This window comes from Tersicoccus solisilvae (assembly GCF_014643255.1).
In the GTDB taxonomy this organism is placed as follows: domain Bacteria; phylum Actinomycetota; class Actinomycetes; order Actinomycetales; family Micrococcaceae; genus Tersicoccus; species Tersicoccus solisilvae.
Genome location: NZ_BMJI01000104.1, coordinates 1 through 522 on the forward strand (window position 1 = coordinate 1; position 522 = coordinate 522).

The following is a 522-nucleotide window of genomic DNA, read 5'->3' on the forward strand; positions in this document are numbered from 1 at the left end:
TAATAATCGCAACTGCTACAAATAATGTGAATACTATATATAATGGTAATTTTTGTTCAGGAAAAACAGTTGCTATTCCAAAAGCTAATGCTAAAATCAAAAATAATATAGCTCTAGATACTATTAATGCCATAATAACAACCCCTTTGTTTAATATCGAGTTTGCAAATTTACGTTTATCAGCATTTCTATGATCAGTACTTCTACGGGTAGCGTTTCTATGTAATTTACATCATCTTAACATATAAATACTTCGCTATTTAATTGAAAACATATCTTATTATTCTTTGTCCGTTCTGACATTTAATATCTAACCTTAGGCATTTCACTTGTTAATAAATTTAACTTTCTTCCACTAACCGTCCCTAAACCCAATCCCGCAACAGTTTTTAACTTTTTCGTTGTTGTCCTGACATCCTCATTAAGAAAGTTTATTCTGCTTAAAACTTATAATCCACACCCTGAGCAAACGCTCCTTATGACAGAGTATTAAAATAAGCCGATAAAGATACACACCTTTAC

At 30.8% G+C, this 522-nt stretch carries 1 protein-coding gene; it reads left to right on the forward strand.

Features of this window, described 5'->3' with window-relative positions:
• Positions 1-194 (forward strand): hypothetical protein (locus tag IEX22_RS16565; protein WP_229660125.1); only part of this gene is annotated, 194 nt, incomplete at its 5' end.
• Positions 195-522: the final 328 nt, after the last annotated feature.